The 15,688-nt window shown below is 68.3% G+C and carries 11 protein-coding genes and 1 pseudogene; 6 read left to right on the plus strand and 6 right to left on the minus strand.

Annotated elements, in window-relative coordinates:
- Positions 1 to 42 precede the first annotated feature (42 nt).
- The gene (locus FHU28_RS15815) at positions 43 to 2,814 is read right to left on the minus strand and encodes a helix-turn-helix transcriptional regulator (RefSeq protein WP_184684930.1); all 2,772 of its coding nucleotides are present in this window, start codon (positions 2,812 to 2,814) and stop codon (positions 43 to 45) included.
- Between the two features lie 565 nt (positions 2,815 to 3,379).
- Between FHU28_RS15815 and FHU28_RS15820 the strand changes: the two genes are divergently transcribed.
- From FHU28_RS15820 to FHU28_RS15850, 6 genes are all read left to right on the plus strand, one after another.
- Entirely contained in the window at positions 3,380 to 4,333 is a 954-nt protein-coding gene (locus FHU28_RS15820) for a protein kinase domain-containing protein (protein ID WP_184684933.1), read from the plus strand.
- Positions 4,334 to 5,636: 1,303 nt separating this feature from the next.
- Positions 5,637 to 5,891 carry an ATP-binding cassette domain-containing protein gene (locus tag FHU28_RS15825; RefSeq protein WP_260413003.1) on the plus strand — a complete coding sequence of 85 codons (255 nt, stop codon included), beginning with the start codon at positions 5,637 to 5,639 and terminating at the stop codon, positions 5,889 to 5,891.
- A 73-nt stretch (positions 5,892 to 5,964) separates the two neighbouring features.
- Positions 5,965 to 6,804, plus strand: coding sequence for an alpha/beta fold hydrolase (locus FHU28_RS15830; protein ID WP_184684939.1), 840 nt, complete (start codon positions 5,965 to 5,967; stop codon positions 6,802 to 6,804).
- A gap of 416 nt (positions 6,805 to 7,220) precedes the next feature.
- Positions 7,221 to 8,531: a glutaminase gene (locus FHU28_RS15835; protein ID WP_053659590.1), complete on the plus strand. Its 1,311-nt coding sequence runs from the start codon at positions 7,221 to 7,223 to the stop codon at positions 8,529 to 8,531.
- 226 nt (positions 8,532 to 8,757) lie between these two features.
- Positions 8,758 to 9,429, plus strand: coding sequence for a DUF5996 family protein (locus tag FHU28_RS15845; RefSeq protein WP_260413006.1), 672 nt, complete (start codon positions 8,758 to 8,760; stop codon positions 9,427 to 9,429).
- A gap of 27 nt (positions 9,430 to 9,456) precedes the next feature.
- Complete coding sequence (locus FHU28_RS15850) at positions 9,457 to 9,765, plus strand: GNAT family N-acetyltransferase (RefSeq protein WP_184684942.1); 309 nt, start codon at positions 9,457 to 9,459, stop codon at positions 9,763 to 9,765.
- Positions 9,766 to 9,941: 176 nt separating this feature from the next.
- On the opposite strand, the gene FHU28_RS15855 is transcribed toward FHU28_RS15850, so the two are convergent.
- The 5 genes and pseudogenes from FHU28_RS15855 to FHU28_RS15875 all read right to left on the minus strand — a co-directional run.
- Positions 9,942 to 10,670, minus strand: a complete 729-nt coding sequence (locus FHU28_RS15855) for an FAS1-like dehydratase domain-containing protein (protein ID WP_221453209.1) — start codon at positions 10,668 to 10,670, stop codon at positions 9,942 to 9,944.
- An 84-nt stretch (positions 10,671 to 10,754) separates the two neighbouring features.
- On the minus strand, positions 10,755 to 11,240 hold the full coding sequence (locus FHU28_RS15860; protein WP_184690095.1) for a hypothetical protein: 486 nt from the start codon (positions 11,238 to 11,240) through the stop codon (positions 10,755 to 10,757).
- A gap of 884 nt (positions 11,241 to 12,124) precedes the next feature.
- Entirely contained in the window at positions 12,125 to 13,312 is a 1,188-nt protein-coding gene (gene tuf / locus FHU28_RS15865) for an elongation factor Tu (protein WP_184684944.1), read from the minus strand.
- Positions 13,313 to 14,001: 689 nt separating this feature from the next.
- Positions 14,002 to 15,000 (minus strand): IS481 family transposase, encoded by a 999-nt coding sequence (locus FHU28_RS15870; protein ID WP_184689574.1) that lies wholly within the window; start codon positions 14,998 to 15,000, stop codon positions 14,002 to 14,004.
- Between the two features lie 124 nt (positions 15,001 to 15,124).
- Positions 15,125 to 15,667, minus strand: a pseudogene (locus FHU28_RS15875) (sigma-70 family RNA polymerase sigma factor); the annotation flags it as partial.
- Positions 15,668 to 15,688: the final 21 nt, after the last annotated feature.

The raw sequence follows: 15,688 nt of genomic DNA on the forward strand, positions 1-15,688 counted from the left end.
TAGATGGCAGCACGTCGGGCGCTGCCCCACCGCCGGCCGGCGCTACCCGCGGCCTGCCCAATCAGGAAGTGCAAGTTCTTTGAGCTGCCTGCGGGAGGTGATGCCCAGCTTGCGGAAGATGCTGCGCAGGTGGGCTTCGATCGTGCGCGGGCTCAGGAACAGCTGTGCGCCGACCTCCCGGGAGGTCGCTCCGGTGGCGACCAACCGGGCGATGTGCAGCTCATGGGCGGTGAGCGCGTCGGTCGGCTGAGCGGCGCGTTTTCGTGGGTGTTCACCGGTGGCGCGTAGTTCGCGGGCGGCACGCTCGGCGAACGCCTCCGCACCCATATCGGACAGCAGCTCGTGGGCGGTGCGAAGTTGTTCGCGGGCCTCCCGACGGCGGCCCTCGCGGCGCAGCCACTCGCCGTAGACGAGATGGGTACGAGCGAGGTAACCGCCCATCCGGCTGTGCTTGAGCTGCGCGATCGCCTCGAGGTACTGATCCTCGGCTGCCGATCCGGTGCTCGTGAGCGCCTCTGAGCGCGCCGCCATTCCCAGCGCCCACGGCGTCCCGCTGGCACGAGCCCGGGAGCAGAGCTGCTTCATCGCCTCGACCGCTCGTTCTGGTCGACCGGCGCGGGCAGCTGACTCGATGAGCTCGAAGTGGACGAGGTTGCTGAGCGCCAGCTCTGGGGAATTGAACGCCCGTACCGCAGCGTCCTGCGCGGCCGGATAGTTGCCCAGCCCGTTGTGGAGCACCGCCATCGCGTACTGAGCGAAGGAGGCCTCCGTACTCTCGTCGGAGAAGGCGACGTCCTGGGCGGTTAGGGCGTTGAGCGCCGTGGTCTCCGCCTGGTCGCCACGCCAGGCACTCAGGATGATGTGAGCGTGCCGCAGCTGTACGCCGCCGGTGGCCTGCGTGATGGTCGTCGCCTCGGTGGCGAGCTCGCCGGCTCGGGCGAGTTCGCCCATCAGGACCGACGTGATGGACAGGAAGCGCAGCGAGTCCGGGAGCGTCGTCAGCGCACCGGCCTCACGAGTCAACTGGACGTTACGGCGGGCCAGTAGGTAGAGCAGCTCGTCGTCGAGGATTGCCACCGCATTGCGGCCGGCCAGCCGCAGCCAGCGGTCGCTCTGGCAGTCTTGCTCGGGGTCCGTGAGCGGGCTGTTGCGAAACGCCTCCAGAGCGTGCCGCAGCCTAGGCGCTCCCGTCGCATATCCACCCGTCAAGGTCTTCGTGAGGCCATCAAGCAACAGGTCCGACGGCTGCGGCGACCCTGGCGGTGCAGGTGCGGCCCGAGCGGCCTCGGCGACCTCCAGGACGCCGCGGTCGGAGTCACCGGCCACGAGCGCCGCGTCGAGCGCGTGCAGGTAGGTCTCGCGGGCCAGGGCCGCATCGAGCGGGGTGAGGGTCCTGGCTGCGTCCAGCAGCATTCCCGGCACCTCGCTACCGCGCGTGGTGTGGAACGTGACCTGGGCACGCAGTAACTTCAGGCGGGCTGCTTGCAACGCGTCCAGCGGCCCGGCGGCCGCGATCGTCAGCAGTCTCAGGGAGCTCTCGGGCGCACCGGCCTCGTGCTTGGCGTGCGCGGCTACCAGCGCCCGTCTCGTACGGTCGGCCGGCTCGGGAGTCAGCTCGGCGGCTTGCTGCAGGAACGCGGCTGCGGCAGCCCACCCGCCGCGGGCTCGCGCCCGGTCGGCCAATTGCTCAAGTTCTGCGGCGGCTTCCTCGTCGGTGCCGAGCACGGCCTGCGCACGGTGCCAGGCGCGCCGGTCGGGGTCGAGCTGCGGGTCGGTGGCAGCGGCCAGCGCGCGGTGTGCGCGGCGGTGATCGGGTGGTGTGGCGGCCCGGTACACCGCCGAGCGCACCAGCGGATGGCGAAACCGCACCCGGGTGTCGATCTCCAGCAGTCCGGCGGCTTCGGCGGGTGCTGCCGCTTCGCGGGCAATCCCCAGGTGTGCGGCCGCGCGCCACAGCAGCGCCACCTCGCCAGTCGGCTCGGCGGCCGCGACCAACAGGAGCAGTTGCGTCTCGGCGGGCAGGCTACCTGAACGGCGCTGGAAGCTCTCCTCGATGCGGTGAGGAACGCTCAACGCGTCCGGCAGCTCGAACCCGCCGGCCAGCTGCGTCGGCGGCGTGCTTCGGGGAAGTTCCAGCAGCGCCAAGGGGTTGCCGCGCGACTCGGCGATGATCCGGTCGCGGACCCCGTCGTCCAGCGGTGTGGGGACCGCGGCAGCCAGCAGCGCCTGCGCGTCGGTCTCGCCGAGCCCATCCAGGCGCAGCTCGGGCAGCCCGGAGAACGGGCGAACGTCGCCTCCGTCGTGGTCGCGCAGTGCGAACACCAGCGCCAACTGCTCGGCCGCCACCCGACGTGCCACAAACGCCAGCACCTGGGCGGATGGCTGATCGAGCCACTGCGCATCGTCGATGAGGCACAACAGTGGCCCCTCCTCGGCGACCTCGGCCAGCAGGTTAAGGGTCGCCAGCCCGACCAGGAACCGGTCCGGCGCGGCACCGGCTCGCTGCCCGAACGCCACGCCCAGGGCAGCCTGCTGCGGCTCGGGTAGCGCACCCGCGCGGTCCAGCAACGGCCCGCACAGCTGGTGCAAACCGGCGAATGCGAACTGCGTCTCAGACTCCGCTCCGGCCAGAATCTCCGCCCGGAACCCCAAAGGAGCCGCGACGTCGCGGGCATACTCCACCAGCGCCGTCTTCCCGATGCCCGCTTCCCCGCGCACCACGAGCGCCCCGCTGCGCCCCGCCTGCGCCCGGGCGAGCAGTTGCTTGACCGTTTCGCGCTCCGCGTGCCGGCCTAGAAGATTCGCCAGTTTCATTCCCACCCGAATCCGTCGGCACTTAATAAGTAGGTAATTGTCACCGACGCGAGCCTCGTTCGCCAACCCCAGTTCTAAACCGTGGACGGGTGGGCGATTCGTCCGCCGTATGCCAGGCCTGCCCGCACCGGCCCATTTGCTGGTCTGGCACGCCCTGGCAACGGCCATCCACCTCTCTGCACGGTGGCGACCGGCGACGACATCAGGGGCTTCCACCGACGCGAAGGCGCCGCCGCCGATGCCAGCCTGAAGACACGCCAAACCGGCAACGACCGGACCAGCGCCAGACCTCGTCCGTCCGGGAACGGCCCTGACCCGCGAGGTCGCCCCGCTTCGGACCGTCGACGCGAAAGGAACCGCCATGTCTGTCAGCGCTGTCATCGACGTTGCCAGGCGGAACCTCAGCCGCGGCGATGTTCGTGCCGTGAAGTTCCTTTCGTTCTGTATCGACCTCGCCGGTAGGGCCGGCACCATTTATCCAGTTTCCCGGTGCTGCGAAGCGGGGTCTGGACTTCGCCGTCGTGGAACTCCACCAAGGGCGAGCGAGAGTAGTTAGGAAATCCTGATGAGCAGGAATCGAGTCCTTTATGGACATTATGAGGTAGGCGATCTCATTGGCTGGGGCGGTATGGCCAATATCCGCCTAGGTCGCGACATCCGCTCGGGTCGGTCCGTTGCGATAAAGGTGCTCCGCAGAGATCTTGCACTGGATCCCCTGTTCCAATCCAGGTTTCGACGAGAGGCGCGGGTGATGGCTCGCCTCAGTCATCCCGCAATCGTCTCCGTCTATGACACCGGATATAGCGAGTTGGAAGGAGGCTCGGCGGGTAAGGTACGAGTTCCATATATTGTCATGGAGTATGTCTCTGGCCGACCCCTGTCGGACCTCCTCAAGGTTGGCGGGCTCAGACTCAAGGACTCGATCCAGTATCAGATCGAGATCCTCTCGGCGCTTGAGTTCAGTCATCGCGCCGGCATTGTCCATCGCGACATCAAACCGGCCAATGTGATGATCACAACGGAGGGTTCCGTCAAGATCGTGGACTTCGGAATCGCACACGCCAGTGGTGATTCAGCCCTGGCGATAACCCAGGCCCACGAGATCCTTGGAACTCCCCAGTATCTCTCTCCCGAGCAGGTGCGCGGTGAGACCGTGGACGCCCGCAGCGACCTTTACTCCGCAGGCTGCCTGCTCTACGAGCTACTTACCGGGCGGCCCCCCTTTATCGGTCCTGACCCGCTCTCTGTCGCCTACCAACACGTCTATGAGGAGCCCGCACGGGTCAGCACGCGCGGTCTGGACCTCACTCCAGCGCTTGATTCCGTACTCGTGAAGGCTCTCGCCAAAGCCCGGAAGGATCGGTTCCGGAACGCGCGAGCGTTCAGAGAGGCGCTCCAGTCTGCGGCGAAGGGCATCATTAGCGAAGATGGCGGCGCCCATTTGGGTAAGTTCGAAAACGACGCGACCAAGGCACTCGCCATGGGCGGCCACGCCGGCATGGCCAGCGTCGACCGCTGACCGGCACCGCAGATCAACGAGGAGGTAGCGCGCGTGATCGCTACTTTCTCGGCGGCCAACTCTTGGGCACGGGCGAGTTCGCCGGTGAGCACGAGCACTGAGGCCGGGGTGACGAGTGCGGCGGGGAGGGCGGTCAGCGCGCACGCTTCGCGAGTGAGCCGGACGTTGCGGATGGCCGGCAGATAGGCCAGCGCTCGTCGTCCCACAGCATCGCCGCAGTGCGGTTGGCCAGCCACAGCCAGCGGTGGTCGTCGTCAGCTCGGCAGTCGTGGACTCGCAGCATCTCCAGGGCACAGGGTGGGCGCACTCACCGCGTACCGCTGTATAAACCGCGTGACGACTCCGTCGAGCAGGAGGTCGACCGGCTACGGCGCCCCGGCGGGCTGGAGGCGCGCTCTGGCGGCCTCGGGCACCTCGAGCAACCCGCGGCCCCGGCCGAGACGGCCAGCGTGAAGGCCGCGTTGACCGCCTGCAGGTACGTCTCGCGGGACAACATGGGGTCGAGCGGGCGAGCGCCTTGGCGGCGTCCAGCAGCATCCCGGCGCGTCGCTGCAGTGGGCCGGGTGGGACGCGATCCGGGCACGCAGTAGTTCGAGGCGGGCCCGCCGGCTGTCGACAGTCAGGCTCCGAGGCGGCCACGGGCGCACCGGGCCTGCGCGGCCTCGAGCGCCCGGCTCGCACGGACGGCGGGCGCCGGTGTCAGCTCGGCCGCCCGTTGCAGGACGCGGCTGCCGCGGCCTGCGCGCCGCGTGCGCGGCGCTGGTCGGGTGGCATGGCGGCCCGGCGCAGCAACTCCACGTCGTCGGTCGGCTCCGTCGTCGCGAGCGTGCTCCAGGATCGCGGCCTTTCCGATGCCCGCTTCCCCGCGCACCACAATCGCCCCGCCGCGCCGGCGGTGTTTGGGGCGAGAGATGTTCGATGGCCACCCGCCTGTACGCCAGCCCAGGAGGCCGGCCATTCCGCTCCCACCCGAGGCTGGGATGAGTCCCGACAGTGTCGGAGTAGGTAGTTGTCACCGACGCGAACCGCATTCGTTCCCGATGCCGGCCGCCTCCGCAAGGCCGCGTTCTCAGCGCGGATGGGGTTGATGACTCGGATGCCGCAGGTCGAGACAGGCCTCGAGTACGCGGCTTTCGTCGCTGGTCAAGCGCACCGGCCGTCCAAACTGGCTGACTCGCACGGACAGCGACCAGCTCGCTTGCGGCTGAGTGCGCTGACGGTAGGAGCTAAGGGGTTTGTACCGATGCCAAGGTGCCGCCATTAGCGGAAGCCTTGTGTCGAGACGAAAGGACCCTCGATGCCCATGAGACCTGTCATCGAAGTCGACCGACTGAATGTCACCTACGGCGAGTTCCACGCCGTCAAGGATTTCTCGTTCCGGGTCGCCCGCGGGGAGCTCTACGCACTCCTCGGCACCAACGGAGCCGGCAAGACCTCGACCCTCGAGGTCATCGAGGACCACCGGACGTCGCCGGCAGGCGCGGTGCGCGTGTACGGCAAGAGCCCCACGGACCGGCGCGCGGTGCGTCCCAGGATGGAAATCGTGCCCAGTCGATAAGCGCCGCGACACGACAACGACGTCCAACGCGGACACAACCCACGAAGTACGCGCCAACAGGAGGGAAACGATCATGGGATTCGTCGCCGTCGGGAACGAGAACAGCACCCCGATCGAGCTGTACTACGAGGATCAGGGTGCCGGTCAGCCGGTTGTCCTCATCCACGGGTATCCGCTGAACGGCCACAGCTGGGAGCTTCAGACGCGTGAACTGCTTGCTGCCGGATACCGGGTGATCACTTACGACCGTCGTGGCTTCGGGCGCTCGTCGAAGGTTGGTTCCGGCTACGACTACGACACGTTCGCCGCTGATCTGAACGCGGTGTTGGAGACGCTGGACCTGCGCGACGTGGTCCTGGTCGGGTTCTCGATGGGCACCGGCGAGCTGGCCCGCTATGTCTCCCGGTACGGCCACCAGCGGGTGGCGAAGCTGGCGTTCCTCGCCTCACTCGAACCGTTCCTGGTCGCCCGGGACGACAACCCCGGGGGCTTGCCGCAGAAGGTGTTCGACGGCATCGAGGCCGCGGCGAAGGCCGACCGCTACGCCTGGTACACGCAGTTCTTCTCGGACTTCTACAACCTCGACGAGAACCTCGGCAGCCGAATCAGCCAGGAGGCGGTCACCGGCAGTTGGAACGTCGCCGTCTCCAGCGCGCCCATGGCGGCCTACGCCGTCGTGTCCGCCTGGATCGAGGACTTCCGCGAAGACGTCGAGGCGGTCCGCGCCAGCGGCAAACCGGCCCTGATCCTGCACGGCACCGCCGACAACATCCTCCCCATCGACGCCACCGCCCGGCGGTTCCGCCAGGGCCTGCCCGACGCCGCGTACGTCGAAATCGAAGGCGCCCCACACGGTCTGCTCTGGACCCACGCCGAGGAGGTCAACGCCGCCCTGCGCACCTTCCTGGGCTGAACTGACGAAAGGGACACCGCGCGGAGAGAACGACGAGAAAGGGAACGACATATGGACGAGAAACCGACGTCGGTACGGGACGACCTGCTCATCGTTGACGACCTCATGCTGCTCCTGATGGACGACGACGGCGTTTCCATCCAGACAGCGGGCACCCTGCACGACGCGCTTGGCGGCGCCAGCGCATGGCCACCCGGACCGCCCGTCCGCCGACGAAGGATCCGGCCGGCGACGGCCTCTTCACCGATGGCGCCGGCCCGGACGCCAGCGCCATCGTCTGGGACTTCGCCCGACGCCACCCGAAAGGACCACCGGCGTAACCCGATGAACCGCCAACTCGCACGCGCCGCCGAGCCAGCTGCACGAGCTGGCGCGGGGTCCTGCGGACAGCCGCCGCGACAACCCGAGGAGGACGGATGCGCTCAGTCGTTCCCGACTATCTGACTGACGTACTCGGAGATGTCGAGTCGGACACCTCCGGAGAGCCGGCTGGCTACATTCCGGAGCTTGCGGCAGCTGATCCTGAGCGTCTCGCCGCGGTCTTCGCCACGGTCGACGGCACGCTGCACGGTGCCGGCGACGTCGATGCCGCGTTCACGATCCAGTCGATCTCGAAGCCTTTTGTGTACGCGATGGCGCTCTCGGATCGTGGCTTCGATCGGGTGCTCGCCCAGGTCGGGGTCGAGCCGTCAGGGGAGGCGTTCAACGAGATCTCCCTCGAAAGCGAGACGGGACGTCCCCGCAATCCGATGATCAACGCGGGCGCGATCACGACTCACTCCCTGGCCGGTGCGGAGAACCTCACGCCCGTCGAGCGGGTCGACCGCGTTGTTCAGGGGCTTTCGGCGTTCGCGGGCCGTCAGTTGACGGTCGATGAGACGGTGTGCGCATCCGAGATGGAGAACGCGCACCGCAACCTTGCCATCGCGCACATGCTCCGCAGCCATGGCATCCTCACCGAGGACCCGAGGGCCGTTGTCGATGGCTACATCCGTCAGTGCTCGGTGCTCGTGACCGCCCGAGACCTGGCGATGATGGCGGCGACACTGGCCAACCGTGGGATGAACCCCCTCTCGAACGAGCAGGTGGTGGACGGGTCGGTGGTCCGTCAGGTGCTGAGCGTCATGGCCACCTGCGGGATGTATGACGCCGCCGGCGACTGGGCCACGCAGGTCGGCATTCCGGCGAAGAGCGGTGTGGCCGGGGGACTCATCGGTGCACTACCCGGTCAGCTCGGCATCGCCACCTTCTCGCCTCGACTGGACCGGCACGGCAACAGCGTTCGCGGAGTGTCGCTGTTCGAACGGTTCTCGTCCGACATGGGGCTGCACGTGATGGAGGTGCCGCCCGCGGCACGCGCGGTCGTGCGTTCCAATCGAGTACGAGGCGGCGGAGCGGACGCGACCCGAGTCCTCCGGCTGCAGGGCGGGATCCGCTTCGCGGGAGCCGAGCGGATCGTGCGCGAACTCGTGGAGAGTGCGCCTTCGGAGCCCCGAGTGGTTCTCGACGTCTCCCTGGTGCATTCCATCGACGATGTGGCCCGACGAATGCTCCTGGAGGTCGCGCGTCGACTCACGCTGGACGGTCACGAGGTCTATCTCGTAGATCCGGAAATGATGATCCCGGACCCGGATCCCGGCGACGGCGGCCGGATCACAGTAATCGATGTCGCGCGGGCCGACGGCGCGACCGACAACCACGACCGACAACCAGAAAGGACCCCATGACCGCGACCACGATCGAGAAGCCCGACTTCACCGGGCTGCGCGCGATGTACATCAACTGCACCCTCAACCGTTCCCCCGGCCGTAGCCACACCTAGGGGGTGGTCGACCGCAGTGTGGCGATCATGGAGGCGAGCGGGGTCAGCGTGGACCAGATTCGCGCCGTCGACCACGACATCGCCACCGGCGTCCGACCCGACATGACCGAGCACGGGTGGGACACCGACGAATGGCCCGCGTTGCTGACCCGGGTGCTGGCAGCCGACATCCTGGTCATCGCCGGACCGATCTGGCTCGGCGACTCGAGGCGCCGAGCCGGCCGCACCCCAACGAGGTCGACCCGGCGATTCCCTTCGCTGAGGACCACAAACACGCCTCCTACGACGATGCGGCGGCAGCCCTGTTCTGGCGACAGCTGTTGCAGGCGAACCGGGTGATCGGCGAGTTCCGGTCACACTTCGTCGGCAAGGTCAGCCCGGTGCACTTCTTCTGGGGCGGGATGGACCTGGCCTGCACCCGCTTCTCCGGCCGGTCGGCCCCGCCGCACCCGGGCGGAATGCCCAACTGCGGGGACTGGGTCATGGTCGAGGGCTACTCCCGCGAGCTGTCCAGCTGCGGGTTCTGGCCCGGCGGCGGTGAGGAAGGGGCCTTCTACTCGTACGCCTACCCCACACCCGACGGTTTCGCCGAGCAACAGATCCTCCCCGAGGGCGCGTACTTCAGCATCGAGTACCAGCAGTTCCTGCTGCCCTACGAGGCCGTCCGTGCCGCACCGGACCCCGACCGGGCGGTCGCCGAGTTTCTCCGCACCACCTACGAAGCCGCCGCGAACCTGGGGCACTGGGACCGCTCCGCGCTGGAGGACAACCCGTTCCGGTGGCACCGCACCCCTGCTTCGTGACGACCCGACGAATCTGATGGAGGACATATGGTAGTGAATGTCAGCGACGCGCCCGAAGCCAAGCGGTACGAGGCTCGGATCGAGGGGGAGTCCAAGGTCGCGGGGCTCGCGCAGTACATCCGCACCGCGGAACTCATCGCGTTCGTCCACACCGAGGTTGCGCCGGAGTACGAGGGCAGGGGAGTGGGAGCAGCCCTGGTCCGCACCGCCCTCGACGAGGCTCGCGCCGCGAACCTGCTGGTCCTGCCCACCTGCCCGTTCTTCGCCGGCTGGATCGCCCGGCACCCCGAGTACGAGGACCTGGTGTACCAGTCCCGCAGCAGAGTCAGCGACTGAACAGCCGGACACGGCAGCGACGGAGGTCTTCGACCCGGGCCACCGCCCATGGATCCGGCCCCGTACCTTGGTGCCCACGGTGCCGTCCTCCCGCCTCGACCCGCCGAGACGTTCAGGCGGCGGTCAACGGCGGTCAGTTCCTGGACGTGACAGCCAGCGTGGTGACGCAGGTCAAGTCAGCCCAGTTGGGCCGTCATCGTCGTGATGCGGGTGGCGCCTGCGGTGACCGTGAGGGTGACCTCTGACGAGTCTGCCGCCGTGGTGATGGCGGCGGACGTGCCGCAGAACAAGGGTGCCAGGTTGCGGTGCGTGATGCGCTGCACGGGGTGATCGGGACGGTCGAGGCGTAGGGTTTCGGCCAGCACGATGGCCGACAGCGGTCCGTGGACCAGTAGGCCCGGGTGTCCCTCGATGGTGGTCGCGTACGGCCAGTCGTAGTGGATGCGGTGGGCGTTGGCGGTGGCCGCGCTGAAACGCATGAGCAGCGTCGGGTCGGTGCGGAAGGTCCATCCCTGCGGCGTCCGTTCCAGGGGTGTCACCGGCGACGCGGGTGCGGAGGGCTGGGCGCCGGACGTGCCGACTGTCGCGGCGGGGCGGTACACGATGTTCTGCTGTTCGGTCAGCAGCGGAGCGCCGCTTTCGGCGTACGCCGTGGTTTTGTTCTGTCGCAACAGGAAACGGCCGCTGCGCCCCTGCTTCATGTCCGACGATCGCACGGTCGTGTGACGGGTGATCCGGGAACCGACGACGATCGGTGCGTGGAACGTCACCGTGCCACCGGCGAACATCCGGCGCGGCAGGTCGGCCGGCACGTCGGACTCGTCGCGGCGGGGATGGCCGTCGAGACCGAGGACCGTCGAGGGCGACCAGCGGGGGAGGGCTACCCAGTGCCACAGCGGGGTCACCGGGTCGGACGGGCGGTGCTCCGCTGCTGAGCAGTGCGCTGAGGGCGGCCACCGGTGCCGGGTCGACGAGTTCTGGTTCGCCGGTCACGATCCGGCTCCTTCCGAGGGGAGGTCGAGGATGCGGCGGGCGCGGGCGATCACGGGCCGGTCGACCATCCGGCCGTCGACCAGAACGACCGCTTCGGCGCTGAAGGTGGACTCGATGACGCGCCGGGCCCAGGCCCGCTCGGTGGCGGTGGGCCGCAGCGCCTCGTCGGCGGGTGCGATTTGGCGGGGGTGGACGCAGAGTTTCCCGCCGAAGCCGAGCCGTGGACGCACGGTCAACGCCGCCTGCGCACCTTTCTTGACTCCCTCGACGACGAGGACTGCCGCGCCGCCACATGACGCACTCACATCACATGAAGGTGAGGACCAGACATGAGTCCAATCGATCAGCTCATCAGCAATTTCCAGGAGCTCGTCGCCCAAGTGCCCGGGATCGTCCAGCCGTTCATCGTCATGCTGGCGGGCGCGATCCCGTTTGTCGACGGCGAGGGAGCGGCCATCATCGGCATAGCCGGTGGTCTCCATCCCATCGTCGCAGGCGTCGCAGCAGCCGCAGGGAACTTTCTGTGCGTGCTGCTGGTCGTCGCGGTCACCTCACGCGCCAGGACGACCATCGTCGATCGACGACGCAGCCCAGTCGGGGTGAGCGGAGGCGCAGGAGCGCGATCGAGCGCCCTCGGTGCGTACCAGGAGACGGCAGCCACGAAGCCGGAGTCGAAGGGGCGTCGGCGCTTCAACAGATGGCTCGTGCGTTTTGGCGTCCCCGGTGCGAGCATCCTCGGCCCTCTCGCCATCCCGACCCAGATCACGTCGGCGATCCTCGTGGGCGGCGGAACTCCACGCCGGTGGGTCCTGCTCTGGCAGGCCGGTGCTACACGCGGGGTACAACACCCTGTCCTTCGTGTTCGATGCTGCGCTGCGCACCGATATCGCCAACGTCGTGACGGATCGCGCAGCGGGCGCCGCGACGATCGGGGTCCTCGTTCCCAGCGCAGTTGTCGTCATCACAGCCCTGGTGGTCGGGATGCGCACCCGGCGCAGCGGCCCTACGCGAACACCGCACTCGGCGGCCGCGCGACCCGCGTCCGCGCTCTCGGGGGCGCAGCTCGCGGGTAGCCAAAGATGGCCCTCGTGACGTTCTCGTGGGTGGTTCTCGACCGTGATCAACAGCGCACGCCGTGTCCCGTCCAGGTTTCCGAGTTGCGAGAGACACGGAACCGAAGATCGGGGTACGGCGTGCGCTGCTGAGCGGGTACTGACCCGCAGGTGAGCGGTTCGCTGCGGGTTCACCGCGAGGGGCAGGTGGGTGGAGTGCCACGGAGTCGGTCCTACGCGGGGCTCGGCCAGCGCACTTGAGGAAGGCCGTACGTGGCAGGGCCCCTTGCCGGTAAGGGGCCCTGCCACGTAGCTCAGTCGAGTAGTTCGGTCACGGTGCCGGCGGCCACGGTACGGCCGCCCTCCCGGACGGCGAAGCCGAGCCCGACATCCATCGCGATCGGCCTGCCAAGCTCCACCGACAGGTCGACGGTGTCACCCGGCAGGACCATCGTCAGATCACCGAGGTCTACCGACCCGACCACGTCGGTGGTGCGGAAGTAGAACTGCGGCCGGTAGTTGGCGAGAAACGGCGTGTGACGCCCGCCCTCGGCGGTGGTCAGCGCATAGAGCCTGGCCCGGAATCGCCGGTGCGGCGTGACGCTGCCCGGCAGCGCCACCACCTGACCCCGCTGCACCTGGTCACGCTTGACCCCGCGCAGCAGCACGGCGGCGTTGTCCCCGGCCTCGGCGGTGGCCAGCGACTTGCCGAACGTTTCCAGCCCAGTGGCCACAGCGGACAGCGTCGGGCTGAGACCGACCACCTCCACCGGGTCGCCGACACGTAGCACGCCCCGCTCGACAGCGCCGGTCACCACCGTCCCCCGCCCGGAGATCGTTAGCACGTTCTCGATCGGCATGAGGAACGGCTCGCCGAGTTCGCGGGGTGGCACCGGGACGTACCGGTCGACTGCGTCGAGCAGCTCCATGACGGAGGAAACCCAGCGTGGGTCGCCCTCGAGTGCCCGCAGCGCCGACACCCGTACGACGGGAACCTCGTCGCCGGGGAACCCGTACTCGGACACCAGTTCCCGCATCTCGAGCTCAACCAGGTCGAGAAGTTCCGGGTCCTCGACGGCGTCGGCCTTGTTCATCGCCACCACCAGGTAGGGCACGCCGACCCGCCGAGCGAGCAGCACGTGCTCGCGGGTCTGCGGCATCGCCCCGTCAAGCGCGGAGACAACCAGGATCGCGCCATCGACCTGCGCCGCTCCCGTGATCATGTTCTTGACGAAGTCGGCGTGGCCAGGCATGTCCACATGGGCGTAGTGCCGGGTCTCGGTCTCGTACTCGACATGCGAGATGTTGATGGTGATGCCGCGCGCCACCTCCTCCGGCGCCCGGTCGATGCCGTTGAAGGACACGAACCGGTTGACGGCGGGGTCGCGGTCGGCGAGGACCTTGGTGATGGCGGCCGTCAGGGTCGTCTTACCGTGGTCGACGTGACCCATTGTGCCGATGTTGAGGTGCGGCTTCGCGCGCACGAATTGGCTCTTGGCCATGATGAGCTCCACACCGGAGACGAATTGGCGGACGACGAACGCGGGCGGATGCCACTCCGCGAGAACCGCGCCAGAACCGCATGTCACGGCGCCTTCCAGCGCCGGATCACCGGGCCACCCTCCTCCGTGGTTCTGCCGGAGCGGGAGGAGGGTCAGCCTCGGGTATCAGCCAGCCACGCGCAGACGCCGGCGGCGCCCGGCAGGTGGAAACCTGCGGGCCGCACAGAGCCGACGGTGCCGAACATGGCGATCACGCTAGCTCTGAACCTCTTAATGGGCGACTGATATTCCCGGTCCCTCTCTGCCAGTCATCAGCGTCGAAGCCGCAGTCGAGATCTCCGAGTACGGCTGCCCCCGATGATTGGTGCGACACGACGCCACCCGGTCGAACGTTCCTGATTGTCGGCGCGTTGGGAGAGGTCTCACATGGCGGTGAGGGCGGTGACCGGGTGCGGGGCGCGGGTGGGCTCGGTCGAACGCCGCCGACCGTGGTCGATCCCCGGGAGGCGTGGATAGCCGTACCCGTCGATGAGAAATGAAAGCTGCCGGCCCTCGCGGCGCCCGCACCGGCAGGTCGTACGACACCTCGGAACGCACGGACCGCTGCAAGGAAGGCGCCTCTTGACGCCTGCGGTAGAGGGGGGCCGTTGTCAGACGCACAACGGTGCCCGGGCCGCCGTCCGCACCCACTAGTTGTACTGCCCAGGGACGTTGGTCAACCTGGTGATGGGCGGTTTGCCGCCGGTTGCGGTGTGGGGTCGGTGGTGATTGTAGTGATGTAGCCAGGCGGGTAGGGCTTTGCGTCGGGCTGCTTCGGAGGTGTAGAACCGGCCGAAGGCCCAGCCGTCGGTGAGGGTGCGGTGGAAGCGTTCGACCTTGCCGTTGGTCTGGGGTCGGTAGGGGCGGGTCTTCTTCGGGGTGATGCCCAGTTCGGTGCAGGCGTCACGCCAGGCGTAGGACTTGTAGGCCGAGCCGTTGTCGGTCAGCACCCGCTCGACGGTGATGCCTCGGGCGGCGAACCAGGCGACCGCGTGGTGGAGCACGTCGATGGCGGTGACGGCTTTCTCGTCGTCGCGGATCTCGGCGTAGGCCACCCGTGAGTGGTCATCGACGACGGTGTGCACGAACGCGGTCCCGATCCGCGGCTCCCAGTGCTGGTTGCGGGTGCCGGTGCGGCGGGCGGTGGCTTCACGGTTGCGGTCGCCCTGCACCCGACCGATGTAACGCCACCCGCCGCCGTCGGGGATCTGGCCGAGCTTCTTGACGTCGACGTGCAGCATCGCGCCCGGGTGGTCGTGTTCGTAGCGGCGCACTGGTTCGCCGGTGCGCCGGTCTATGTGCGAGAGCCGGTTCACCCGGCAGCGGGTCAGGACCGCGTGCACGGTCGAGGCGGGCATGCCGAGGCGGCCGGCGATCTGCACCGGCCCCAGACGGTGCTTCCACCGCAGGCGCACCACCTTGCGCACCAGCGGCTGGCAGGTGCGGTTCGGGCTGCGATGAGGCCGCGACGACCGATCCGTCATCGCGTCGGCGCCGAGCTCGGCATAACGCCCCGCCCACCGCTTCGCCGTCGGCCAGGACACGTCATAGCGTTCCGCCGCCCGGGCGACCGGCCACCCCTCATCCACGATCAAACGCGCCAGGCGAAGACGTGTACGAGGAGTCAAAGCGGCGTTAGCGTGGGACACGAAGGCCTCCTGGTTGCCGGAGCGGTTCCTAGACAGCTCCACTCCACAACCGGAGGCCTTCGTCATCACGTCTATCTACGCCGTGTCGTCACACGACCTCAGCCAACCTGCCTGGGCAGTACAACTAGTACGTCCCGTCCAACTGCCTGCGCAACTTGCCGAGGGCCCGAGCCAGCAACCGGGACACGTGCATCTGGGGCACACCCACCTGCTCGGCGATCTGCGACTGGGTCAGGTTGCCGTGGAAGCGCAGCGTGAGGATCCGCTGCTCGCGTTCGGTGAGCGTGGCCAGCACCGGGCCCAGAGCGACCCGCAGGTCGGACGGCTCGAACTTGCCATCCTCACCGCCGAGCAGGTCATCCAGTTCGGTGGCCTGGTCGCCGTCGCCGGTCGGCGTGGACAGCGACACCGCGTTGTACGCGCGAGCACCCTCCAGGCCCTCCAGGACCTCCTCCTCGGTGAGCTTGAGGTGGGCGGCGATGTCGGCAACCGTCGGCGGACGGCCCAGGACCCGCAGCAGTGAACTGTTGGCGTCGAGGATGGTCAGTCGCAACTCTTGAAGACGGCAGGGCGCCTGGACGTCCCAGGTGCGGTCGCGGAAGTGCCGCTTGGGCTCCCCGGCGAGGAGCAGGTCGGTGGGCGGGCGCGGGTCGAGCTTCTGGGCGGCGCACGGTCTGGTCCGCTGCTC

Source organism: Micromonospora echinospora (genome assembly GCF_014203425.1).
Lineage (GTDB): Bacteria > Actinomycetota > Actinomycetes > Mycobacteriales > Micromonosporaceae > Micromonospora > Micromonospora echinospora_A.